This is a genomic window from Haloactinopolyspora sp. (genome assembly GCF_027324685.1).
Lineage (GTDB): Bacteria > Actinomycetota > Actinomycetes > Jiangellales > Jiangellaceae > Haloactinopolyspora.
In genome coordinates this window covers 1-23,526 of record NZ_DAHVSH010000013.1, presented here as the reverse complement: position 1 = coordinate 23,526, position 23,526 = coordinate 1, and the positions used below count along the sequence as shown (strand labels likewise).

General features: G+C 67.8%; 21 protein-coding genes and 2 pseudogenes. 11 read left to right on the top strand and 12 right to left on the bottom strand.

Annotated elements, in window-relative coordinates; genetic code table 11:
* The 3 genes from M6444_RS02125 to M6444_RS02115 all read right to left on the bottom strand — a co-directional run.
* Positions 1-782: hypothetical protein (locus M6444_RS02125; protein ID WP_298322488.1), on the bottom strand; the 782-nt coding region annotated here is incomplete at its 3' end.
* 63 nt (positions 783-845) lie between these two features.
* Positions 846-1,289 carry a GNAT family N-acetyltransferase gene (locus M6444_RS02120; protein WP_298322486.1) on the bottom strand — a complete coding sequence of 148 codons (444 nt, stop codon included), beginning with the start codon at positions 1,287-1,289 and terminating at the stop codon, positions 846-848.
* A gap of 9 nt (positions 1,290-1,298) precedes the next feature.
* On the bottom strand, positions 1,299-2,876 hold the full coding sequence (locus tag M6444_RS02115; protein WP_298322483.1) for an NAD(P)/FAD-dependent oxidoreductase: 1,578 nt from the start codon (positions 2,874-2,876) through the stop codon (positions 1,299-1,301).
* A gap of 148 nt (positions 2,877-3,024) precedes the next feature.
* Here M6444_RS02115 and M6444_RS02110 point away from each other — a divergent pair, with 148 nt between their 5' ends.
* The 3 genes from M6444_RS02110 to M6444_RS02100 all read left to right on the top strand — a co-directional run bounded on the left by M6444_RS02110 (position 3,025) and on the right by M6444_RS02100 (position 5,185).
* On the top strand, positions 3,025-3,519 hold the full coding sequence (locus M6444_RS02110) for a pyridoxamine 5'-phosphate oxidase family protein (RefSeq protein ID WP_298322481.1): 495 nt from the start codon (positions 3,025-3,027) through the stop codon (positions 3,517-3,519).
* A gap of 108 nt (positions 3,520-3,627) precedes the next feature.
* Positions 3,628-4,035 carry a YciI family protein gene (locus M6444_RS02105; protein ID WP_298322479.1) on the top strand — a complete coding sequence of 136 codons (408 nt, stop codon included), beginning with the start codon at positions 3,628-3,630 and terminating at the stop codon, positions 4,033-4,035.
* Between the two features lie 4 nt (positions 4,036-4,039).
* On the top strand, positions 4,040-5,185 hold the full coding sequence (locus tag M6444_RS02100; RefSeq protein ID WP_298322477.1) for a sigma-70 family RNA polymerase sigma factor: 1,146 nt from the start codon (positions 4,040-4,042) through the stop codon (positions 5,183-5,185).
* Positions 5,186-5,225: 40 nt separating this feature from the next.
* Here the strand turns inward: M6444_RS02100 and M6444_RS02095 are convergent, their stop codons facing one another.
* Entirely contained in the window at positions 5,226-7,346 is a 2,121-nt protein-coding gene (locus M6444_RS02095) for an MMPL family transporter (RefSeq protein WP_298322475.1), read from the bottom strand.
* A gap of 289 nt (positions 7,347-7,635) precedes the next feature.
* Here M6444_RS02095 and M6444_RS02090 point away from each other — a divergent pair, with 289 nt between their 5' ends.
* The 4 genes and pseudogenes from M6444_RS02090 to M6444_RS02075 all read left to right on the top strand — a co-directional run bounded on the left by M6444_RS02090 (position 7,636) and on the right by M6444_RS02075 (position 11,003).
* The gene (locus tag M6444_RS02090; protein ID WP_298322473.1) at positions 7,636-8,832 is read left to right on the top strand and encodes a histidine kinase; all 1,197 of its coding nucleotides are present in this window, start codon (positions 7,636-7,638) and stop codon (positions 8,830-8,832) included.
* On the top strand, positions 8,832-9,515 hold the full coding sequence (locus M6444_RS02085; protein ID WP_298322472.1) for a response regulator transcription factor: 684 nt from the start codon (positions 8,832-8,834) through the stop codon (positions 9,513-9,515). Before M6444_RS02090 ends, M6444_RS02085 begins: the two co-directional genes overlap by 1 nt.
* Positions 9,516-9,636: 121 nt before the next feature.
* Positions 9,637-10,131: pseudogene (locus M6444_RS02080) on the top strand (SigE family RNA polymerase sigma factor); the annotation flags it as partial.
* On the top strand, positions 10,128-11,003 hold the full coding sequence (locus tag M6444_RS02075; RefSeq protein WP_298322470.1) for a hypothetical protein: 876 nt from the start codon (positions 10,128-10,130) through the stop codon (positions 11,001-11,003). The pseudogene M6444_RS02080 and the gene M6444_RS02075, both read left to right, overlap by 4 nt.
* A 54-nt stretch (positions 11,004-11,057) precedes the next feature.
* Here M6444_RS02075 and M6444_RS02070 read toward each other — a convergent pair whose 3' ends face one another.
* Positions 11,058-11,231 carry a hypothetical protein gene (locus M6444_RS02070; protein WP_298322467.1) on the bottom strand — a complete coding sequence of 58 codons (174 nt, stop codon included), beginning with the start codon at positions 11,229-11,231 and terminating at the stop codon, positions 11,058-11,060.
* Between the two features lie 456 nt (positions 11,232-11,687).
* Between M6444_RS02070 and M6444_RS02065 the strand changes: the two genes are divergently transcribed.
* The 4 genes and pseudogenes from M6444_RS02065 to M6444_RS02055 all read left to right on the top strand — a co-directional run bounded on the left by M6444_RS02065 (position 11,688) and on the right by M6444_RS02055 (position 14,799).
* Positions 11,688-12,677: an ATP-binding cassette domain-containing protein gene (locus M6444_RS02065; RefSeq protein WP_298322462.1), complete on the top strand. Its 990-nt coding sequence runs from the start codon at positions 11,688-11,690 to the stop codon at positions 12,675-12,677.
* A complete protein-coding gene (locus tag M6444_RS02060; protein WP_298322459.1) occupies positions 12,674-13,525 on the top strand; it encodes an ABC transporter permease in 852 nt (283 codons plus the stop codon). The genes M6444_RS02065 and M6444_RS02060 overlap by 4 nt, the downstream gene beginning before the upstream one ends.
* Before the next feature lie 20 nt (positions 13,526-13,545).
* Positions 13,546-13,911: pseudogene (locus tag M6444_RS22845) on the top strand (hypothetical protein); the annotation flags it as partial.
* A 165-nt stretch (positions 13,912-14,076) separates the two neighbouring features.
* Complete coding sequence (locus tag M6444_RS02055; protein ID WP_298322456.1) at positions 14,077-14,799, top strand: UPF0158 family protein; 723 nt, start codon at positions 14,077-14,079, stop codon at positions 14,797-14,799.
* Between the two features lie 47 nt (positions 14,800-14,846).
* Here M6444_RS02055 and M6444_RS02050 read toward each other — a convergent pair whose 3' ends face one another.
* From M6444_RS02050 to M6444_RS02020, 7 genes are all read right to left on the bottom strand, one after another.
* Positions 14,847-16,772, bottom strand: coding sequence for an ABC transporter ATP-binding protein (locus tag M6444_RS02050; RefSeq protein ID WP_298322453.1), 1,926 nt, complete (start codon positions 16,770-16,772; stop codon positions 14,847-14,849).
* Positions 16,769-18,370, bottom strand: a complete 1,602-nt coding sequence (locus M6444_RS02045) for an MFS transporter (RefSeq protein WP_298322450.1) — start codon at positions 18,368-18,370, stop codon at positions 16,769-16,771. Before M6444_RS02045 ends, M6444_RS02050 begins: the two co-directional genes overlap by 4 nt.
* A 432-nt stretch (positions 18,371-18,802) precedes the next feature.
* Positions 18,803-19,738 (bottom strand): carbohydrate ABC transporter permease, encoded by a 936-nt coding sequence (locus tag M6444_RS02040; protein ID WP_298322446.1) that lies wholly within the window; start codon positions 19,736-19,738, stop codon positions 18,803-18,805.
* Positions 19,735-20,667, bottom strand: a complete 933-nt coding sequence (locus tag M6444_RS02035) for a sugar ABC transporter permease (protein WP_298322443.1) — start codon at positions 20,665-20,667, stop codon at positions 19,735-19,737. Before M6444_RS02035 ends, M6444_RS02040 begins: the two co-directional genes overlap by 4 nt.
* A gap of 4 nt (positions 20,668-20,671) precedes the next feature.
* On the bottom strand, positions 20,672-22,147 hold the full coding sequence (gene ngcE, locus M6444_RS02030) for an N-acetylglucosamine/diacetylchitobiose ABC transporter substrate-binding protein (RefSeq protein ID WP_298322440.1): 1,476 nt from the start codon (positions 22,145-22,147) through the stop codon (positions 20,672-20,674).
* A gap of 59 nt (positions 22,148-22,206) precedes the next feature.
* The gene (locus tag M6444_RS02025; protein WP_298322491.1) at positions 22,207-22,965 is read right to left on the bottom strand and encodes an SIS domain-containing protein; all 759 of its coding nucleotides are present in this window, start codon (positions 22,963-22,965) and stop codon (positions 22,207-22,209) included.
* 5 nt (positions 22,966-22,970) lie between these two features.
* Positions 22,971-23,526: MurR/RpiR family transcriptional regulator (locus M6444_RS02020; RefSeq protein WP_298322437.1), on the bottom strand; the 556-nt coding region annotated here is incomplete at its 5' end.

Sequence of the window (23,526 nt, the reverse complement as noted above, 5' to 3'; positions counted from 1 at the left end):
GGGTTGGATCCGCCGGCCATCCGCGCCATGGCCCGTGCCACGTCGCCGTACTCTTGCGCAGTGTTCCAGTCCTCGGGATTCGCGGCCAACGTCGCAGCCAAGCGGTCAGCGGGCACCCCGGAGATCGCGGCCCGATAGCCGTGGTGACGTGCGTACAGCGCGAGTGCGGGCAGCATGACGTACGCGTCGAGCATGGTGTGCCCGGGGTCGCGGGACCAGATGCTCAGTCCGAAGATCCGGAGCAGGTCGAGGCAGGCGAACGCCGCGGTGGTCAGGAAGACCATCAACAACCATGGCGCGTCGAACACCACGGCGACCGCAGCCAGCGCGGGAAGGCCGATGATCGGGAGCAGGAAGCCGCCCACCACCGCGTAGCGCATCCAGCGCACGCCGCCGACGTCGTAGAGCCGCTGGAATCGGCGTACCGCGCTTCGCCCACGGATCACGTGGATCACTCCGGCGCCGTCGACAGCGACCGAGCCGGTCTCGGTGCCGCGCAGCCGGAAGAAGAGCACCCGGGCCACCAGGTACACCGGTAGCCCACCGAGAATCATCAGCCATCCCCATGATTCGCGCCACAGCTGCACGAACAGCCACACCGAGCCCCCGATGAAGGTGACGGCGAGGAGTGCGAAGAATCCGATCTGTTCGCTACGGGAGGCGCCAGGCTCCCCTGACGCCTGCGCACTTGCGGCGCGCGGAAGCCTCGCGGCCGCCTCTCGCGCCGCCGCTACATCGTCGGCGTCATCGGCGTCGTGATGCTGTTCGCCGCCGCCAGCCATCTCGCCATGGTATACCGAGAACAGCGCACCCAACTCGGCAACGATCCGCGGGCCGTTGCCGAATCAGAGCGCCAGCTTCATGCCGTGATGGCTGGCGATGAACCCGAGGCGCTCGTAGAAGCGATGCGCGTCGGTGCGGGCGCGGTCCGTCGTGAGCTGCACCAATGCGCACCCACGCTCCCGAGCCTGATCGATGGCCCAGGTGATCATTTGCTCGCCCAGGCGTTCGCCCCGGCGATCCGAGCGCACCCGTACGCCTTCGATCTGACTACGCTGCGCACCGTGGCGGCTCAGGCCGGGGATGTAGGTGAGCTGCATGCACCCGACGATCTCGCCGTCGTCGTCAGCCACGATCAATTCATTACGCGGGTCCGCAGCGATGTCATCGAATGCGCGTTCGTAGACGTCGTCGACCACCGCCTGCTCACGTGTCCGGCCGAGTTCGTCGTCGGCGAGTAGGGCGATCACGGCTGGAAGGTCGGCCCGTACGGCCTCACGAAGCACCACGCCTTGAACCTATCCGAGCACCGCCATCGCTGCGGCACGGCCCGGGATGCCACTGACACCTCCGCCTCGGCGAGCCCCGGCACCGCACAGCAGGATCCGTGGCCAGCGCGTTTCGACGCCCCAGCGCCCCACGTCGGCAGCGGACTCGGCGAAGGGCCAGGACAGATCGCGGTGGAAGATGTGCCCTCCGGGTAGCCCGACGTCGTGCTCGAGGTCGACGGGCGTACATGCCTCGAGGCAGGGGCGCCCGTCGGCATCGTCGAGCAAGCAATCCTCGATCGGTTCGGCCAGAACGGAGTTCAACGAGTCGAGGGTGGCGCGCACGGCGGCTGTCCGGGCGGCGTCGTTGTCGGCGCGAAACAGCCGTGCCGGCATGTGCAGCCCGAACACGGTGAGGGTGTGCGCGCCGGATTCACGTAGCTCGGGCGAGAGGATCGACGGGTCGGTGAGCGTGTGGCAATAGATCTCGGCCGGCGGCAGCTGCGGGATCACGCCGCGAGCAGCGTGGTCGTAGGCAGCCTCCAGCTGGGTCAGCGACTCGTTGACGTGGAACGTTCCACTGAAGGCCGCCTGTGGCTCGATGTCCTCGCGCAGCTTGGGCAGGCGCGTCACGACCATGTTCAGTTTCAGCTGGGCACCTTCAGGCTGGTGTTCAGGCTCCGTCTCGCCGCCGACCAGCCGGTCCAGCGTGGCCGGTGCGCAGCCGGCGAGCACATGTCCGGCGCCGACGCGGTGCTCGCGGCCGTCGTCATCGACGTAGGTCACTTCACCCTCGGGGTCGATGGCGCGCACGTCAGCGCGCGTCACGATGCGTGCACCGGCTGTCTCGGCGGCCTCTCGCAGGCTGGTGGTGACCGTGGCCATGCCGCCCACCGGGACGTTCCACTCCCCCGTGCCGTTGCCGATCACGTGGTAGAGCAGACACCGGTTCTGCCGCAGGGATGGCTCGTCCACGGAGGCGAAGGTGCCGATCAGCGCGTCGGTGAGTACCACGCCGCGCACATCGTCGTCGGCGACATGGTCCCGGACCGTCTGCCCGATCAGCGTCTCGAACACCTGTTCCCACGCTGTCGTTCCCACGAGCGCGCGGACCTGCTCCCGCGACGGAAGCGGCTCGGTGAGCGTCGGGAACACCCTTCGCGCCACGTGCCCGAACAGCGCGTCGAGCCGTTCGAAGCCGGCGTGATCGGCATCGTCACCGGTGACGGAGCGAAACGACGAGCGTGTCGCTTCGCGGTCGCCGGTGTCGACGAGCAGCCCGGACTCTCCGAGCGGTGTATACGAGGCATAGCGACGTCGACGCAGGGTGATCGGCAAGTCGAGCTCGTTGATGATGCGCCGGGGAAACAGCGAGACGAGGTAGGAGTAGCGCGACAGGCGAGCATCCACCCCGGGGAACGGCCGCGCCGAAACGGCTGCCCCGCCGACGTGATCCAGGCGTTCGAGCACTAGTACTGTGCGACCGGCGCGGGCGAGATAGGCCGCGGCAGTCAGGCCGTTGTGGCCGGCGCCGACGATGACGGCGTCGTACCGGCCGCCGGTGTCCTGGGTGATCGCGCTCTCCTTCGACTCCAGCCCGCGGGTCACGACATCTGGCCCAGGGTAAGGCCGACGTGAAAGTCTCGGGCGGGGGCGCCCGAAAGATTCGGCGTGACGATGTCGAGAATCCGGCGCCGGCTTCGTCCCCGAGGCGCCGATGACATATCGCATCGCACGACAGCCAGGAGGAACCATCATGCGCCAGACCGAGATCACCGAAATCCTGAACCGCCCGATCAGCCAGGAACTGCTGGCTCGCGACGTGACTCGCCTGGCCTACGTCGCTGAAGACGGCACCCCCCGCAATGTTCCGATCGGGTTCACCTGGAACGGCTCGACAATCGTCATGAGCACCCCACCGAACGCGCAGAAGTTGGCGGCGCTGCGGGTGAACCCGGCCGTCGCGTTGACGATCGACACCGAGGTGCACCCGCCCAAGATCTTGCTGATTCGTGGCCAGGCGGAGCTGGACCCCGTCGACGGGATTCCGGACGAGTACTTCAAGACCGCCACCAGCTACCGGATGACGCCGGAGCAACGCGTGGAGTGGGAAGCCGCCGTGCGCGACCTGTACGTCGACGGCATGGTCCGTGTCGTCGTGACCCCCACGTGGGTGAAGCTGATCGACTTCGAGTCGACGCTGCCCAAAGCGGTCGAGGAGCTCGTCGAGCGGCAGCAGGCGCGGGCGTGAGACCGATGGCTGAAAAAAGTTCACGACCCGATGTCGAGAACCGGCGGGCAGCTTCGTCCCCGGCATGAACACGGCCACGATGGGCCGTACCGCACCGAGGAGTACACCATGGCCAAGTACCTTCTGCTCAAGCACTACCGTGGCGCGCCGGCAGCGACCAACGACGTGCCGATGGATCAGTGGACGCCCGACGAGGTCTCGGCCCACATGCAGTTCATGCAGGATTTCGCCGATCGGCTCCAGACCACCGGGGAATATGTCGACTCCCAGGCGCTCTCGCCCGAGGGCACGTTCGTCCGCTACGACGGAGAGGGTCGCCCGCCGGTCACCGACGGCCCGTTCGCCGAGACGAAAGACCTGATCGCCGGTTGGATGGTGATCGACGTCGAGTCCTACGAGCGTGCCCTGGAACTGGCCAGCGAGTTGTCCGCTGCTCCCGCCGCAGGTGGCAAGCCCCTCGGCGAGTGGCTCGAGCTGCGCCCGTTCATGAGCCAGCCCCCGACCATCACGGAGTGATCAGGTGGACGAGGCCCTGCTGCGCACCCTCACCCCCACCGTGATCGGGATCCTCGGCCGCCGCGGAGCCGACTTCGCGGCGGCCGAGGACGCCGTCCAGGAGGCACTGGTCGAAGCGGTGCGCGCGTGGCCGCAGGATCCGCCGCGTGACCCGAAGGGCTGGCTGGTCACCGTCGCCTGGCGCAAGTTCCTCGACGCTACGCGGGCGGAGACCTCTCGGCGGCACCGCGAGGAACGCGTCGAGGCCGAGCCCCCGCCCGGCGCGGGCGTAGCGGTCGACGACACGTTGCAGCTGTACTTCCTGTGCGCCCACCCGTCCCTGACGCCGGCCTCGGCGGTGGCCTTGACGCTGCGCGCCGTCGGCGGCTTGACCACCCGCCAGATCGCACAGGCCTACCTGGTGCCCGAGACGACGATGGCGCAACGGATCAGCCGGGCCAAACGCACCGTCACGGGTGTCCGCTTCACCGAGCCCGGTGACGTCGGCACCGTGGTGCGGGTGCTGTACCTCATCTTCAACGAGGGGTACTCCGGCGAAGTGGACCTCGCCGCCGAAGCCATCCGGCTGACGCGCCAACTGGCCCGCAAGACCCCGCACGAGGAGGTCGCGGGCCTGCTCGCGCTGATGCTCCTCCATCACGCGCGGCGCCCGGCCCGCATCCGCCCAGACGGGAGCCTCGTACCGCTGGCCGAGCAAGATCGCAGCAGGTGGGACACCCGCCTGATCGCCGAAGGCGTCGACATCCTGCAGGCCGCCCTCGCCAGCGACAACCTGGGCGAATTCCAGGCCCAAGCCGCGATCGCCGCGCTGCACGCTGATGCGCCCAGCGCCGACGAGACGGACTGGGTGCAGATCGTGGAGTGGTACGACGAGCTGGTACGTCTCACCGACAGCCCGGTGGCTCGCCTCAACCGGGCGGTGGCGGTCGGCGAGGCCGACGGTCCCCAAGCCGGGCTGGCCGCCCTGGCCGAGCTCGACCCCGCCCTGCCGCGCTACACCGCCGTCGCGGCCTACCTGCACGAGCGCTCCGGTGACCCGGAGACCGCGGCCCGGCTCTACGCCCACGCGGCCGATTCCGCGTCCAGCGTCGCTGAACGTGACCATCTCACCCGACAGGCTGCCCGGCTCAACACGCAGCTGCGCAGTTGAGTGGCGCTGGACTCGGCCTCGAGGGTGCCGGCCTGCCACGTCAGCCGGCCGGGACCGAGTCGGCCACGTCAGCGACCGGTGAGATGGTGTCGCGGCGCCCTTCGACATGAAGGTGCGGGATCCGTGACTCCAACATGCGCGGCAGCCACCACGCCTTCGCGCCGAGGATGCGCATGACGGCAGGTACGACGAGGCAGCGGATCACGACGGCATCCAGCAGGACCGCGACGGCCATCGTGAAGCCGGTCTGGGCGAGCATCCGATCGGGGAACAAGGCGAACGATCCGAACACCACCACCATGACCGCAGCGGCCGCGGTGATCACTCCGCCGGTGTGAGCGAGGCCTTCGCGGACCGCGCGCCGCGCGTCACCGGTCTTGATCCATTCCTCCCGCATCCGCGACAACAGGAAGACTTCGTAATCCATCGACAGGCCGAACACGATCGCGAAGATGAAGACCGGAACGAACGCCTCGATCGGGCCGGGGTCGCCCCAGAGCCAACCGTCCTGGTACACGAGGGTCATCGCGCCGAGGGCAGCGCCGATCGACAAGACGTTGAGCACCGCCGCCTTCACCGCGATCGCCACGGACCGGAACACGCTCATCAACAGCAACCCGGACAGTCCGACCACCACACTGACGAACAGCCAGAAGCGATTCGAGATCGCCTCGGCGTAGTCGACGTTCGCCGCGGTCGCGCCGCCCACGATGTGCGCTTCACCCAGGTCGGCGCGCAGGTCGGTGACCAGGTCCGCGGTGGCCTCGGTCTGAGGTCCCGTCGTCGGGTCGGCCTGGATCAAGTAGGTGTCGTCGGCGAGCGGAATCGGCGGGCTGACCCGGTCGGGCACGATGCCGGAGGTCTGCCTCAGCTGCGCCTGGGTGGCCTGTGCCTGTTCGCGGGTGCCTTCGGTGACGACGACGAGCGGACCGTTCGCGCCGGGTCCGATTTTCTCGCTGATCAGGTCATACGCCGCTCGCGTCGTCGTGCCTTCGGCGTCGTTGCGGGCATCGTTGAATCCGAGGTGCATGTCCAGTGCCGGAGCGGCCAGCACACCGAGTCCGATCACCGAGGCGACCAGCGCCGGCCAGGGCGCCCGCTGCACCAGCCCGGCCCACCTGCGCCAGCGCTGGCCCGGCTGGCGCCCGGTTCTCGCCGCGCGGGCGCGCACTCGCTTCTCGATCCGCGGTCCGAAGAGGGTGAGGAGCGACGGCAGCAGGGTCAGCGAGGCGACCATGGTCACCAACACGGTGAGAGCCACGGCCGTCACCGTGCCCTGGAAGGCGGCGATGCCGAGCGTGAACAAACCGGCCAGGGCGATGATCACGCTGGCGGCGGCGAACAGCACCGAACGTCCGGCCGTGTCGAGCGCGATCGTCGTGGCCGTGACCCGGTCGGCTCCCCGAAGCAATTCGCTGCGGTAGCGGCTGAACACGAGCAGCGCGTAGTCGATACCGACACCGAGCCCGAGCAACACCAGCAACGCCGTGGTGTAGTCAGGGATGGCGATCAACCGCGACAGTAGGGCGACCAGTCCGACGGTGGTTCCGACAGCGAACAGCGCGGTGATCAATGGAAGGCTCGCCGCGAGGAACGAGCCGAACATGAAGATCAGGATCACCAGCGCCGCCAGCAGCCCCGCTGCTTCGGCCCCCATTCCGTCGCTCTGCTGGATCTGCCGGATGCCCCGGCCCGCGACTTCGACCTGCACGTCGTTGGTGGCATGCGCTTCGGCGATCTCGACGATGTCGGCGTAGGTCTCGCCCGGAGCACCGGCCGGTGTGCCTGCGAGCCCTACGTCGACCAGCGCGAGTGTGCCGTCGGGCGATACCGAGCCGTCCCGAGCATCCGGTCCGGTGACCGAGTCGACATGATCGAGGGCACTCAGCTCCCCGGTCAGCGCCTCGAGGTCGACTTCGGCGTTCCAACCCCGCTCGTCGTGCAGCACCACGGTGGCGCGGTCGCCGGTGAGCCCGGGTGCGTGCTGGTCGAGCAGGTCGGCCAGTTCCTGTGACTGGGTGCCCGGCAGGCCGACGTCGCTGCCGTTGGCGTAGTCGTCGCCGATGGCTTGCGCCGCTACGGACACCCCGACCAAGACGACGGCCCAGGCCAGCAGCGCCGCCCAGTGATGCCGCTGGGCGAATCCGGCCAGTCGTGCCATCCGGCTCGGCTGGCTCGGCGTGCCTCCCGGCTCGCTTGGAGGACCTGACCGGGGCGCATCGGCTCGGCTCCGGCCCGGGCCGGATGTGGACACGTGGGACATGGAACCCTCCGTCGTTGGAATGACGGATCGATCCTCACCTCGGGCTGGCTGGGTCCGCGTCAGCCAGCCGACGCGCGATCCTACGTCGTCGTACGTAGTTCGCCGTGGCTGAAGCACACCTTTCGGCGTAGAAGGTCACACCGTGTGCAGGATCCGCTGGCGGCCGGATCCTTCTAGGATCAGCGGCATGTCTCTGGCCACGTCGTCTCGCCTGCGCGCCTTCGCACAGGACGTGGCACTCGCGCTGTTCGTCGCCGTGATGCAAGTCCAGGCCGTCATTGCCCGCGTGAACTTCGAACCGGACGGGCGCCCGCTGAGCGACTTCGGCGGGCTGGGCCTGATCCTGCTCGTCGCGCCCGCCTTGGCCTTGGCCCTACGCCGGCGCTGGCCGGTACCGGTGTTCGTCGTTGCTGCGGTGGCCAGCATCGTTTACTACACGCTCGACTTCCCTGACGGCCCGGGTTGGCTCGCGCTGTTCGTCGCGCTGTACACCGTGACCGCCTACGGTGACGGCCGCCGTTCCATCCACATCGCCGGTCTGGGCATAGTGGTGTTGACCGTGGTGTGGCTGATCGCCGCGCGTGGCATCGAGCCGCAAGCCGCCATCGGCTGGGTCTTCTTCCGCATCGGCGCGGCGGTGATGTCCGCAGCCCTCGGCGAGTCCGCTCGAACCCGGCGGGTCATCGCGGCCGAAGCCACCGAGCGGGCCGAACGCGCCCGCGAAGAAGAAGCGCGTGCCCGCGTCGACGCCGAACGGCTCCGGATCGCCCGCGAGGTCCACGACACCGTCGCGCATGCGGTCGCCATCATCAACGTCCAGGCAGGCGTCACCGCACACGTCATCGACGAGCGGCCCGAGCACGCCCGCCAGGCGTTGACGCTCATCGAAGACACCAGCGCCCAAGCGCTGCATGAGATGCGTACCATCCTCGGCGTCTTGCGCGACCCCGACAACGGCCGGACTCCGCACCCCGGCTTGGACCAGATCGACGACCTCAGGGCCCAAGCTCGCACAGCCGGGTTGGACATCGACATCGACGTCACCTCGCCGCTGTCGCTACCCAGCGCCGTGGACAGCGCGGCATACCGGATCGTGCAGGAGTCGATCACCAACGTGATCCGCCATGCCGGGCCCACGCGCGTCTCGGTCTCGGTGACACAGCACGGCGACGACGTGGAGGTTCGCGTGATCGACGAGGGGCCCCGCGGCCGCGACGGCGGCTCGGCTGGTCCTGCCGAGGTACCGGCAGCAGGACGTGGGATCCTGGGCATGCGTGAGCGCTGTCGGCTCCTCGGCGGCGATCTGGCCGCGGGCTTCCGCTCCGACGGCGGATTCGAGGTCACGGCGCGGCTGCCGCTGGCCCCAGGTGGAGTCGTGCGCTGATGGATACCTCCGGAACCGGCCCGATCAAGGTGCTCCTCGCCGACGACGAACGCCTGGTGCGCTCCGGGTTCTCTGTGCTGCTCGACGTCCAGGACGACATCGACGTCGTGGGCGAAGCGGCCACCGGCGCCGCAGCAGTGGAACAGGCCCGCGAGAGACGTCCCGACGTCGTCCTCATGGACATCCGGATGCCGCACATGGACGGCATCGAAGCCACCAGGGCGATCATCAACACCCGCGGACTCGAGGATGTCCGCGTTCTCATCCTGACCACCTACGAAACCGACGAGTATGTTTTCGAAGCCCTGCAAGCCGGTGCCAGCGGTTTCCTCCTCAAGGACGCAGGGCCAGCTGAGCTGCTCCACGCGATCCGGGTCGTCGCCGCCGGAGACGCGCTGCTCGCTCCTCGCATCACCCGGCGGCTCATCGCCCAGTTCACCGCCACCCGAACCGTCAGCCAGACCGGAGCGGACCGGCTGGCCGTGCTGACCCAGCGTGAGCGCGAAGTCCTGACCTTCGTCGGGCAGGGCAAGAACAACGATCAGATCGGCAGCGAACTCTTCCTCAGCCCAGCCACCGTGCGTACCCACGTCAGCCACGCGATGGGCAAGCTGGGAGCCCGCGACCGGGCGCAGCTGGTCGTCATCGCCTACCAGACCGGATTGGTCCATCCCGGAGCGTGAAGAATTCCCGGTCGGCCTGACAACGCATCGCTGACTCGTTGCGTCTTGACCATGACAGGGTCACACGTTCTCGACAGGGGCCGGAGTTGATGGGGTTGCGTACTCGGCGCACGCGCGCGACGAGGAATTCGCCGCCTACGTGAACGCACGGCGGCCGTACCTGCGCCGCGCGGCGTACCTGGTGTGCGGCGATTGGCACAGCGCGGAAGACTTGGTGCAAACGGCGCTGGTCAAGCTGTACACCGCCTGGCCACGTATCCACACCGAGGGGGCCGAGGACGCCTACGTACGCCGCATCATCGTCCGGTCTCATCTGGACGAGAAGCGGCGTCCGTGGCGCCGGGAGAAGCCCGGACTCGACGGCGTCGACGAGCCGGTGCCCGAAACGTTGTCGTGGGAGGACAACGACGCCCTCCTTGCGGCGTTGCAGACATTGCCGTACCGACAGCGCGCCACCTTGGTGCTGCGCTACTGGTGCGCGTTGTCCGTGGAGGAGACAGCCAATGACCTCGGCTGCTCGGTGGGGACCGTGAAGAGCCAGACCGCCCGGGCCATCACCCGCCTGCGCGCGGCCCTGTCACCTGAGGACGTGACGAGTGAGAGGCGAGGGTCATGAACGACGACGACATCAAGCGCATGTTCGAACGGCTCGATCTGGGACCGGAGCCGCCCATGGCCATGATCGATGACGATCTGCACCGAGGACACCGACGACTGCGGACTCGGCGGCTGGCCGGCTGGACGGCCGGCGCGGCCGGTACAGCTGTCCTGGCCACCGGCGTCGCCGTCGCCTTGCCCGGCGGGCCCGGCCCGGAGCAGGAGCTGGGCTACGCCGGCGGCGTCCCGGCGGACGCGAGCACATCGGCACCGGTGCCCACCCCCACACCGACGGGCACCGCGACACCGAGCTCCCCGCCCGATGACCGCGACGAAATTCCGTCCCCGAACACTCGGCAGCTGTTGCTCGACACCGCGGCGGAACACTTCGACCCCGACCGGTCCCACCTACCTGACGAGACGTCGAATGGCGGTACTGGTGGCGCCGGGGATGGCTTGCGGGTGAGCACGAAGCTGGACTGGGTCGTGCCCGGCGAGGACGGCCTGGGCATGGTCGAGGTGGCGGTGACGACGCCGGACTACGTCTCCGAGGAGTTCGCCCTGGAGGACTTCGCCACCCATCTCGGCTGCGAGCTCGGCACCCCTGCCTGTGCCGAACGAGCGATTCCGGGGACGGACGAGACCGCTTGGGTGTCGGATGGCTCCGACGCTGACCACGTGCTCACCGTCATGCACGAGCGCGCCGACGGGTCCTTGGTCGGGGTCCGGGTGAGCACGTTGTTCGGCAACAACAGCCTGGTGCCGGTGTCGTCGGTTGACATCGATCTCGACCAGGCCTTCGACTTCGTCACCGACCCGGACCTCGAAGTCGACCCGCAGGAGGCGAAATACGAGCCGTCCAGAGTGACGGCAACAGCCGGGCACGACTGACCGGTTGCCCGGCCTGGGCGGTCGAGCGCTAGCAACAGCAGGCGCTGCCGGGGCTCAGTCGAGCCACTCGCCGCCGAGAGAATTCGCCGCCCAGGCCGGGTCGCCCAGTTGAGTACCGCCGGGACCGATCTGCACGATGTGGTCGCCGTCGCGCTCGATCGGGCGCACCAGCCAGCTGTGATTTTGCGCGTTCCAGGTCAACACATACTCCGTGTCCCGGCGCAACATCGGTGTGTCCTCCCGTTCTCTCGCTGCGGCCATGCCGCGACGAACAGTGGCAGTTGAAGCCCGCCCCAGGGTTTCGATGCCTACCGGAAGATCATGTCCCTAATGCACGTGCATCGCAACGCGAACGCCGTCCGTTTCGGGTGATATGGCTGCTTGTCCGAGCCCGCGAAGACCAAGGCCGAGAAAATGTGTCCGTTCGGCCGCTGGAACTCGGCCGAACGGACGAGGGCGCGACGCGCGGGCGACGTCAAAGCCCTGCGGCGTCGCGGGGTCCGCTCATCGCCGCCATCGCCCGCCGGCCCGCGTGGGTAGCCGAACTCGCCGGCAAAATCCGATTGTCGACGCGGCAGCGCACAACGTAATTTGTCTTCATCGGGACGGAGCAGGCAGGCCTCATTGTTGTCGCTGAGTGTCCGTGGCCGTGCTCACATCACGTACACCCGAGGAGCTCAGTTCATGAAGTCGACTCCCGACCTCGCGGTCGAGGCAACGGGCCTGATCAAACATTTCGGCTCGACCCGTGCCGTGGACGGCATCGACCTCGCCGTCCCGGCCGGCACCGTTTACGGCGTCCTCGGGCCGAACGGCGCCGGTAAGACGACCGCAGTGCGGATCCTGACGACCCTGCAGCAACCCGACGGCGGGACAGCTACGGTCCTCGGCCACGACATCCAGCGTGAGCCCGACACCGTACGTAGCCTGGTCAGCCTCACCGGCCAGTTCGCGTCGGTCGACGAGGACCTGACCGGCACCGAGAACCTCGTGCTGTTGGGTCGGCTACTGGGATACTCCAGGTCCCAGGCTCGTCGACGGGCCGACGACCTGCTCACCGCGTTCGGGCTGGCCGACGCAGCAGACCGGCAGGTCAAGAAATACTCCGGTGGCATGCGGCGGCGCATCGACATCGCCGCGAGCATCGTCGTCACCCCTGAGGTCCTGTTCCTCGACGAACCCACCACCGGCCTCGATCCGCGCAGCCGCAACCAGGTGTGGGACATCATCCGCGTGCTCGTGTCCGGCGGAACGACGGTGTTGCTCACCACCCAGTACCTGGACGAGGCCGATCAACTGGCCGACCGGATCGCGGTGATCGACCACGGCAAGGTCATCGCCGAAGGCACCAGCGGTGAGCTCAAGGCATCAGTCGGGGCCGGTGCCGTCCACGTACGCCTGCGAGATCCGGTCAAGCGGCCCGACGCCGAACGACACCTGACCAAGGCGCTCGGCGTGCCGGTCCTTCTCGAGCACGATCCGGTGGCCTTGTCCGCCCGGGTCGAGGATTCCGACCTGGTCGCGCGCGCCATCTCCGGGCTCATCGCCGCCGGCATCGAGGTGGCGGAGTTCTCCTTGGGCCAGCCCAGCCTCGACGAGGTCTTCCTGGCTCTGACCGGCCGGCCGGCCGAAGAGGCAACCGAAGACGCACCCGGCGAGGAGACCGCGGCATGAGTACGCATCAGCCGACCGCAGCAAAGAACGGCGTCGCCACCGCGGTGGACGAGAACCTGATCGCGACGTTGACCGCCGGATCACGCCCGCCGCGCCCGTCCGGTGTGACGACGGCGCTCACGTTCGGCTGGCGGGCCATGCTCAAGATCAAGCATGTGCCGGAGCAGCTGTTCGACGTGACCCTCACGCCGATCATCTTCACGCTGATGTTCACCTACCTGTTCGGCGGTGCGCTGGCCGGGTCGGTGGAAAGCTACCTGCAGTTCCTGCTCCCGGGCATCCTCGTGCAGACGGTCATCTTGACCACCGTTTACACCGGGTTCACCCTCAACACCGACATCTCCAAGGGCGTCTTCGACCGGTTCCGGTCCCTGCCGATCTGGCGTCCTTCTCCCCTGGTGGGCGCCCTGCTCGGCGACGCCGTGCGCTACGCGGTGGCTTCGACCGTCGTCGTCGTGCTCGGGCTCGTGCTGGGCTTCCGCCCCGACGGAGGCGTCATCGGCGTCGTCGGTGCCGTGGTGATCCTGCTGGTCTTCGCTTCCGGGATCGGCTGGATCTTCACCACTCTCGGACTGATCCTGCGTACCCCGAACGCCGTCATGGGCGTAGGCATGATGATCATCATGCCGTTCACGTTCGCCAGCAACATCTTCGTCGACCCATCGACGATGCCGTCCTGGCTGCAGAGTTTCGTCGACGTCAATCCGATCACGCACCTGGTCACCGCCGAGCGTGGACTGATGGCGGGAACAGCCAGCGCTGGTGACATCGGCTGGGTTCTGCTCGCCGCGGCGGCCCTGACGGCGGTCTTCGGGCCGCTGACGATGTATCTCTACCGTCGCCGCTGAGGTCGCGTTCCCCGCCTGGGATGCTTGGGCGGATGAAACGGACCTGGTTGTCAGTGACGGTGGAACTGCTCGGGGGACGCGGCGACGAGCTGTGGCCGTGGCCCGGTCGAATCTTCGCGGTCGGGCCCTCGCACACCTTCGCCGACCTCGCGAGCGCCATCAACGACGCCTTCGCTCGTTGGGACCGGGCGCACCTGTCCGTATTCACCCTTGTCGACAGCCGGGTGATCACCGACGACGCCACGGGAGTTGAGCTGGCCGCATCTGATGGGGGTCCGATCCTGGCGCCGCTGGACATCGAATCGACCAAGGTTGACGACATCGTGGGGCCGGGTGCGGAGTTCCAGTTCACATTCGACCTCGGTGACGACTGGACGCACCGGTGCGTCGTCGCTGAGGAGAAGATCGACCCGGTGGAGGTCCTGGGCATACGCCCAAAGGTGCCGTTGCCGTACTGGGGATGGGGCACCATCCCGGACCAGTATGGGCGCCGATGGCTGGCCGATGACGGGCAGAGCCGGCCTCCACGAAGACCGAGCCGGCCACACCCGATGCTGCTGCACGCCTGGCCTCCCCAAGATCACGTGCCCGCTCTGGACCTGTCCGAGCTGCGTCAAGCCATCGCGGGTGACGATTCGGCTCGCTTCCTTGCAGTGGTGACAGGCCGCGATGTCGACAATGCGCTGCAGCAGGTCGGGGCCGGTGTACCGATGGCGTTGCAACAGCAACCGGAGCAGGCCCAGTCGGTGGCGCTGTCGGTCATCAATCGATTGACAATGCGCGGTGGTGCGGGTGACCAGGTGCTCGCGGAGGACCTGATCGCCCAGCTTCGACGCGAGCCGCTGAAACGGAAGGCTCTTCCGGTCGATCTCGAGATGCTCAGCAACACGATGGAGGGCGACGCGAGTCTGTCGACCGGTGGCTACCTGGACCTGCGCACGGGTGATGTGTTCGACGACAGCGCCACCGATCCGATGATGGTCGGCGAGGATGTCGCCATCGACGTCGAGGACGAGCCCGACAGGTGGCTGTGGATCGAGCGCACCGGCTCCCGCGCCGGCTGGCAGGACATGGCCGACTTCGCCCGGAGGCAGCGCGACACGGCTCTGCGTGAACGGCTGGAGCGGGCGATCGACGGCGCGGGCGCCTTCCGCCGATTTCGTGATCTCCTCCATGCGGAGGATCTCGCTGATCAGTGGCGCGCCTTCGCCGCCGACCGCGCGTTGGGCCGGACCCGTGAGTTTCTCGCCGATCGGGGCATCAGCGTGAGCTGACTGTGCGGTGAAGAAGGCTGACCGGCCACACCGAATAGGTAGTCCCTTCATGCCACCGGAGCGGCCACCTCTCCCCCGCTCGTCAGGTCGTCGCTGACTACGCCGTCGGTGTCGGAGTCGGCGAACTGCGTCCGGTACAGCTCGGCGTAGCGTCCGCCAACAGTCAGCAGCTCGGCATGCGTGCCTTGCTCGACCACGTGACCGCGCTCGATGACCAGAATCTGGTCGGCCGCCCGGATCGTGGACAGGCGGTGTGCGATCACCACAGCGGTGCGCCCGACGAGCGCCTCGCTCAGCGCAGCCTGCACTGCCGCCTCCGATGTGGAGTCGAGGTGTGCCGTTGCTTCGTCGAGGATGACGACTTGCGGCTGCGCCAGGAGCAGCCGGGCGATCGTGAGGCGCTGGCGCTCGCCGCCGGAGAGCCGATACCCACGCTCGCCCACGACCGTGTCGAGCCCGTCCGGAAGATCGGCCACCAGGTCGTCGAGCCGGGCGCGGCGCAACGCGTCCCAGATGTCGGCGTCGCTGGCGTCGGCCCGCGCGAGCTGGAGGTTGGCGCGCACGCTCTCATGGAACAAATGACCGTCTTGAGTGACGAAGCCCAGCGTGGAGCGAACCGACGTAGTGGTCAGGTCGCGGACGTCGACACCTGACAGGCGCACGGCGCCGGAATCGACGTCGTACAGCCGCGGGATCAGTTGCGCGATGGTCGATTTTCCGGCCCCCGATGAGCCGACGAGGGCCACCATCTGGCCGGGTTCGACGCGGAATGAGACGTCGTGCAGAACCTGCTCGCCACCGCGTACGTCGAGCTGCGCGACCTCCTCCAGCGAGGCCAGCGATACCTTGTCCGCCGTCGGATAGCTGAAGCTGACGCCGTCGAACTCGACCGACACCGGACCCCCGGGGACGGCGCGAGCACCCGGCTTTTCCTGGATGAGCGGCTGCAGATCGAGCACCTCGAAGACCCGGGCGAAGCTGACCAGGGCGCTCATGACCTCCACTCGTGCGCTGGCCAGTGCCGTCAGCGGGGCGTACAACCGGGTGAGCAACAAGGCCAGCGAGACAACAGCGCCGGCGTCGAGTTGGCCGCGTAACGCGTAGAAGCCGCCCAGGCCGTAGACCAACGCCAACGCCAACGCACCCACGAGCGTCAAGGCCGTGACGAACACGAACTGGACCATCGCGGTGCGCAGGCCGATGTCGCGCACCCGCCGCGCTCGCCCGGCGAAGGCATCTGACTCCCGCTCGGGCTGGCTGAACAGCTTCACCAGCGTGGCGCCAGGCGCTGAGAACCGCTCGGTCATCTGGTTGCCCATCGTGGCGTTGTGGTTGGCCGCTTCGCGTTCGAGCTGGGCCAGCCGAGAGCCCATGCGCCTGGCCGGAATCACGAACATCGGCAACAGGACCAGCGTGATGACCGTGATCTGCCACGAGATGGTGATCATGACGCCGAGCGCGAGAGCCAGCATGACGACGTTGCTCACCACGCCGGACAGCAGGTCGCTGAACGCACGCTGCGCGCCGATGACGTCGTTGTTGAGGCGGCTGACCAGGGCCCCGGTACGCGTGCGGGTGAAGAACGCCACCGGCATCCGCTGGACATGGTCGAACACCGCAGTTCGTAGGTCGAGGATCAGGCCCTCGCCGATGCTGGCCGACAGCCACCGCTGCACCAGCCCGACACCTGCCTCGGCCAGCGCGATGGCCGCGATCAGCGCCGCGAGGCCGATCACGGTGCGCTCAGAACCGTCTCCGGAGATCTCGTCGACCACCCGTCCGGCCAAGACCGGCGTGGCCACGGCAAGCACCGCCGTGATGACGCTGAGCACCAGGAACACCGTCAGTCGGCGCCGGTGCGGACGGGCGAATCCCATGATGCGCCGCAGCGTGGCCTTGGAGAACGGCCGTTTGTCCTCCTGCGCGTGCATCGCGTTGTACAGCGACGTCCACGCCGTGACCTCCATGCTCATCGGTTGCCTCCGTGGGTAGCTGCGCCCGCCGGAGCAGGTGCGAGATCGTCCTTCCGGGCCGTGGACGCCGGGCCAGACCGCACCGTGCGCAGCAGCACAGCGGCCAAGACCGACCCGCCGACGACGAGAACCGCGCTGATGCCCGCCGTCACGCGCAGCCCGTCGGCGAAGGCCGCCTGTGCGACATGCAACAGGTGCGCGCCGGGGCCTGGGGGCAACGTGGCCGCGACCTCACCTGCTCCGGCGAGCGTGTCGCGCGCCGCTGCTGCCGTGGCCGGCCGCAGCCCGGCTGTCACCTCATGGTCCATGCCCGCACGGTAGACGGCGGTACCGACACTGCCGAGGATCGCCAGCCCCAGGGCGCCGCCGAATTCGTTGCTCGTCTCGGACACCGCCGATGCCGCACCGGCCCGTGCGGCCGGTGCCGAGCTGATGACCAGGTCCGTTCCCAGCGCCGCCGCCGGTGCGAATCCGCCGCCCATGAGCACCGTGCCGGCGATGAGTGCGGCGAAGCCGTCGCTACTGGTGACTTGTGTCATGAGGATGATTCCGACGGCAGCTGTGCCCATGCCGGTCGCGATGACGAACGCCGGCCGCACCCGACGGGTCAACGCCGGCGCGGCCAGCATGCCGACCATCATGCCGCCGGTCATCGGCAACACCCACAAGCCCGCGCCGAGCGGCGACAGCCCGTGCACGAGCTGCAGATACTGCATGACGAACAGGTTGAGTCCCATCATCGCGAACGTCGCGATCGTCATGACGCCGAGCGACGCCCCGAACGCGCGAATGCGGAACAGCGCGACGTCGATCAGCGGATCATCGAGAACGCCTTGGCGGCGAACGAACCACACCCCCACGGCGGTCCCGAGCGCCACCGCGGTGATCGACACGATCCCCACCCCGTGCTCGGCAGCGCGTTTGACGCCGTAGATCACCGGCAGAACCGAGGCGAGCAGCAAGAACGCACTCGCCAGGTCGAGCCGGCCGGCAGCAGGATCGCGGTACTCCGGCAGCAAGAAGGGCCCAGCGACGACGAGCAGCAGCATGACCGGCACACCGACCAGGAACACCGAGCCCCACCAGAAGCTCTCCAGGAGCGCACCGCCGACCAGCGGTCCGGCCGAGCCGCCGACCATGAAGCTCATCATCCACACCGAGATGGCCGTGGTGCGCTGCCGCGGATCGTCGAACATGGTGCGGATCAGCGAGAGTGTCGAGGGCATGAGGGTGGCGCCGGCGACGCCCATCACTGCGCGTGCGGCGATCAGCATCTCCGGACTGGTGGAGTAGGCGGCCAGCACCGACGCCGCTGCGAACCCGGTGGCCCCGATGAGCAGGAGCTTGCGCCGGCCGATCCGGTCACCGAGCGAGCCCATCGTGATGAGGAAACCGGCGATGAGGAAACCGTAGATGTCGGTGATCCACAACAACTGCGAGCTCGTCGGTCCGAGGTCGGCACTGAGGTGTGGCACCGCGAGATGCAGCACCGTCAGGTCCATGACGACGAGGAGGGCCGGAAGGCTCAGGACGGCGAGGGCGAGCCATTCCTTGCGCCCCGCTCGCGAAGGCGGTCGCAGAACCGCATCCGTAGGCATCTGTCGTCCTCTCAGGGTCGGAGCGAGCGCCGTCGGTGTGACGGCGCTTGGATCAACCCTGAGACCTCAACCAATATTGAGGTCAACTCGGCGTGGCGCACTTCACCGCTGCCCCCGCCGACCGGCGCGAGTGTGCCTGGCACGCTGAAGCGTTCCCCGAAAGGGGCAAAACGGGCATGATCGGTCACTTTCAGGGTGCCACGCGGTCACTTTCGGCGTGCCAGGTCGGAGATCGACCCCGGACTACGACGTCGGCTTCACCCGGGAACGGGTTCCGTGAAGAGTTCGGGCTGGCCCGCCGCAACCGGCACTGAGGCCGCACGCGGTGCGCGACCGGACACCACTAGGCGTCCTGTCGCGCCACCATGCGTGCACGCCTGGTGAACCAGGGAATTGCCAAGTGAACATGATCATTCACACGGCGGCAGCGGGTTACTTGAGCACGCCTGCGGTGAGGCCGGCTTGCACTTGCCGCTGGAACAGCAGGTAGACGATCAGCACCGGCAGCAGGGCGATGACCAGGCCCGCGAACAGCGCCGTGTAGTCGGCGCGGAACCCGGTGTTGGCCGCGAGTGTTCCGAGTCCTTGAGCCAGCACCCGTTTGTCGCCGTCCTGCATGATCACCAGCGGCAGAACGTACTGGTTCCAGTGGCCGAGGAAATTGAACAGGGCCAGGCTGATGATGCCGGGTTTGGCCATCGGCAGCATGATCCGGAAGAACAGCGAGAAGTGCGAGCAGCCGTCCATGATGCCGGCCTCGGCGACGGAGTTCGGCAGGGTGCGGAAGAACGCCGTCAGGAAGAACACGGTGAACGGCATCGAGAAGGCCACGTACACCAGGGCCAGACTCAGGTAGCTGTTCAGCCCGAGCAGGCCGCCGATGAGGGGGATGTTGCCGGTGTTGCGTACGACGAAGAACATCGGGACCAGCGCCAGGAACACCGGCAACATCAGGCCGCCGACGAAGATGAAATACACCAGGCGATTGCCCGGGAAGTCGTAGCGCGCCAGCACGTAGGCGCCCATCGCGCCGAACAGCATCGTCAACGTCAGCGACATCGACACGACGATGACGCTGTTGATGAAGTACTGCCCGATGTTGGCTGCGTTCCAGGCACGGGCGAAGTTCGTCCACTCGATGCCCGAGGGCAGCCCGGTGGGGTTGGTGCGGAACTCGCCGTTGGTCTTGAACGACGAGAGGATCGCCCAGAGCAGCGGCAGCGTGGTGATCAACGCCCAGAACAGCAGGAAACCGCCGTTGAGCAGTCCGATCGCCTTGCCGCCGATGCCGACGCCCGGCTCGCGGACCCGGTGATTGCGGGGAGCTTCGGAGGAGGGCTCGCGGGTTTCGGCTTGCGTCGTCGTCATGCCAATTCCACCCTCTCCCGGCGCAGCACGCGCATGAACAGCACGACGATGGTCATGGTCAGCAGCAACAACAACACTCCGATAGCCGCGGCGTAACCGAAGTCGTACTCGGCGAAGGCCGCGCGGTAGATCGCCACTCCCAGCACGTCGCCGGCGCCCTGCACACCGCCGTTGACACCGAGCATGATGTGCACGAACGCGAAGCCGTCCATCGCCTGGATGGCCATGTAGACCCAACCGACCTGCACGGTGTCCCACACCAGCGGCAGCGTCACCTTCCGGAACGTGGTGATGCGGCTGGACCCGTCCAGCAACGCCGCCTCGTAGATGTCACGTGGGATGGACTGCATCGCCGCGGAGAACAACACGACGTAGAAGCCGACGAACCCCCACGTCATCACCACGACGATGATCCAGACCAGGTACTTCGGCTCACCGATCCACAACTGGGTCAGCCTGCCGAGCCCGACCGCCTCGAGCAGATTGTTCAGGATGCCGCCGGCATTCGACGGCGCGAACACGTAGGCGAACACGATGGCCGTGATCGCATGCGGCAGAACCTGCGGGAAGAAGTAGACGACCTTGTAGACCGACGATCCCCGCACACCGGTGACGGCCTGGCCGCTCCGCCGGCCGCCGACGTTGAGCATCGAGGCGAAGAACAGCCCGAGGAACAGCGTCAGGACGGGAACGACGACCAGCAGGATCAGATTGTTGCGTAATGCGGTCCGTAACTGGTCGTCGTTCCACATCTCGACGTAGTTGTCGAACCCGATGAACGTCTGGGTGGCCGACAGGCCGCTCCACCGGGTCAACGAGATGTAGATCGCTTGCACATACGGCGACAGCATGTACAGCGCATAGATCCCAACCGGCGGTAACAGGAAAGCCAGGATGAATGGATACTTGCCGTGCCGTAGTGCCGTCATGTCCTCATGCCTCGCGAGTCTGCTTCACGACGGAGTCGTCCTCGCGGATCTCCTTGGCGACCGCTTCACACTGCTGAACCCACTCGTCCACGGTGATGTCCGCGCGCAGCAGCGCCCCGGTGGCCTGGTCGATGCCGGGGTTCTCCATGGTCGGGTACCACGTGGGGTACAGCCAGTTGATGACGTTCTCGCCGGCGGCGTTCAGCGCCTCCTGCGCCGACGCCAGCCCCGGGGCGGAGATCTCGACCTCCTCGTTCGCCGCAGCCACCGACGTCAGGCTGGTCACGGTCTCGGAGAACCCGCGAGCCCCTTCGACGGAGAGCATGGCGCGCATGTACTCCATCGCGGCCCGGGGGTTCTTGGCGTCGGCCGGGACGATGTACGGCTCACCCGCTGTGGCGCGGACGGTCTCCAACGGCATGACCGCATCCTCGGACAGCAGCGGCTCGGGCATCATCGCCAACTCGAACGTCTCGTCCTCGGCGATCGCGTCGGCTTCCTCGTTCTCCAGCCATGACCCGGACGGGCAGAACACCGCCTCGCCGCGTGCCCACAGCCCCTGAGCGTCCCGGAACTCCATACCCTCGACGCCGGGCAGGAAGTAGTCGTTCTCCTTCAGACTGCGCAGCGCTGCCGCGGACTCGCGGATCGCCTCGTGGCCCCACGCGCCCTCTTCGAGGTTGTCCACTGGCACCAGGATCTCCGGACCGGCGAGCTTGGCCGCCATGGTCAGCAACGGCCAGTTCATGTAGCGCGGCGCAGTGACGCCCTGGTACACCCATGGCGCGATCCCGGCGGACTTGATCTCGGCACAGAGATCCATCATCTCCTGCCACGTGGTCGGCACGGTCCAGCCGTTCTCGTCCAGCAGCGTCTTGTTGTACCAGAGCCCGAACACGGTGAAGGCGTAGTTCAGCACGTACGGCGTGCCGTCGCGGCTGCCCATCTCGATGGTGCCCGGGATCAGGGTGTCGCGCACCGGGACCTCGGGGTCGTCCCAGCTGGGCGCGTCGAACAGGTCGCTGAGGTCGTAGAGCTGGCCGTCGGTGATCAGCTGGGCGCCGTCCATCTGGCCGTCGCCGGAGTTGTTGACGAAGTCCGGCGGGTCGCCCGCGACGAACCGCGCCTGCAGCTCACCGCCGATGTCGACCGCGGCGTTGTGGTTGATCTCGACGTCCGGCCACTTCTCGCTGAAGATCGGCTGGTGAACGTCGGTGGCGTACTCGTCACCGAATCCGCCGTCGAAGATGTAGATCTCCAACGGCTCGTCCTCCGGGATCCCCAGCGGGTTGTCGTCGGAGACGTCGCCCTGCGGTTCCGGCTCGGAGTCGTCTTCGTCGTCACCGCCGCCGGAGGTGGCGCAGGAGGCGAGGAAGGCCCCGCCGGGGCCTACCGCGACGCCGGTGATCGCCATGCGCTGCAGGAAGGTCCGGCGGGTGGAGGACATCCCCGATGTGGTGCGTTCGATGCTGCTGGACATCTGACGTTCCCTTCGTCCTGAAAAGCTTGTGGATGACTCGTGGCCGGTCGAGAACCGCCTCAACCACCTGGCCGGATTCGACCTGCGTAGCGCTGCAGCAGGTCATCGTTGTGGGCGTCTCCCCCGGGGACGTTCGCCGAGAGGTAGACCGGAGGCTTCTGGCCGGACGCGATGATCCGGTTCAGCACCTCCGCCGTGATCATCTGAGCGAGCAACGCCGCGGTGATGGACGACACCGCGCACGCCGCACCGCCGCCCGGCAGGGGAAGGACGGCGTCGCCGAACGGGCCGCCGTTGTCGAGCACGACGTCGGCGAGGTCGGCGAGCTTGCGCCCGGACGGGTGCCGCGACTCCACCTGGGCACTGTGCTGGCGGGACACGATGGCGATGACGGGGTGATCGTGCTTCTTCGCGACTTCGGCCAGGCCGACGACGCTGCCGTTGATGCCGGAGTTCGACGCGATGACGAACACGTCCGCGGGGTGCACCGGGACGGCGTCGTAGAGGCGCTGCGCGAGGTCGGGGTCACGCTCGATGAGCGGGTCGGTCAGGATCGACACCGGCTCGCCGTGTTCGACGACGAGGTCGCGGAAGGAGATGCGGTTGGTCGGGATCAGCCCGCCGGCACGTCCGGCGATCTCCATGGCGGTCGCCTGCGAGTGGCCGGTGCCGAAGGCTTGCACGATGCCGTCGCGACCCAGCGCGTCGGTGATGATGTCGGCCGCACGGGCCACGTTGGCGGATTCGGCCGCGGCCACGCGGTCGATGGTCTCGCGGACCCGTTCGAGATAGGCGGTCGCGCTGACCCCGCCGTTCATGTCGTTCACCGATGCTCCTTCGTGTTTCCGTCCGACGCCCGGTGTGAGCTGACCGCCTGTGCGGTCAAGGTGAGGGCGACGCCCGTGGCGTCGTAGCGACGTTGTGCGACCGCAACGTATAGCAGATCCAAGACCATGAGCTGCGGATGCCGGGCCGCCAGAGCGTCGGGCCGGAAGGTCGTCTCGTGGATGGCGGTGGTGAGGACGATGTCGGCGACCTCGGCCAGCGCCGAGTTGGGGAAGCTCGTGAGCGCAACGGTGGTGGCTCCACGACTGCCCGCGGCAGAGAGCATCTCGACGGTTTCGTACGTGGCGCCGGAGTGCGAGACCGCGATGGCGACGTCGTCGGTTCCGAGCAGCGCTGCGCTGGTCAGCCCGTTGTGCACGTCGCTCCACGACCACGTGGGGATACCGATGCGATGCAGGCACAGCTGCATCGAATCGGCGACCAGCGCGCTGCCCCCGATGCCGTAGACCTCGACGCGCCCGGCACTGGCGACGGCGTCGGCGGCACGTTCGATCTCGGCGAGGTCGATCTGGGCCGCGGTCTCCTGAATAGCC